This is a genomic window from Pseudomonas sp. 2822-17 (genome assembly GCF_002742485.1).
GTDB lineage: Bacteria > Pseudomonadota > Gammaproteobacteria > Pseudomonadales > Pseudomonadaceae > Aquipseudomonas > Aquipseudomonas cyclaminis.
Genome location: NZ_LJRZ01000554.1, coordinates 1 through 306 on the forward strand (window position 1 = coordinate 1; position 306 = coordinate 306).

The window sequence follows — 306 nt, forward strand, 5'->3', positions numbered from 1 at the left end:
ATGCTGTTAAGTTTAGGGCGAACGCGATAAAGCCTAACTGAGTAAAGGTCAGGCCCATGGAATTTTCTAAGATTGGGAACATAGCTGGAATAATGGCTTGGATAGAATCATTTAGTAAATGTACGAATCCGATGATAAGAAGGATTCGATACATTGTTTTCTGCTGTGGCTCTTGTTGATCCGGTGAGGAGGGGATGTCCCCGTGTTGTTTTTGTATGTTAGGCTGCGCTTGCATAGCTAGTCGGCTCCTTTTAAAAATAATCTAATAGATTCATTGAATGTTCTTTATAAACATCATTATTATAC

At 38.9% G+C, this 306-nt stretch carries 1 pseudogene; it reads right to left on the reverse strand.

Annotated elements, in window-relative coordinates:
- A pseudogene (locus AOA60_RS33410) lies at positions 1 to 235 on the reverse strand (hypothetical protein); the annotation flags it as partial.
- Positions 236 to 306: the final 71 nt, after the last annotated feature.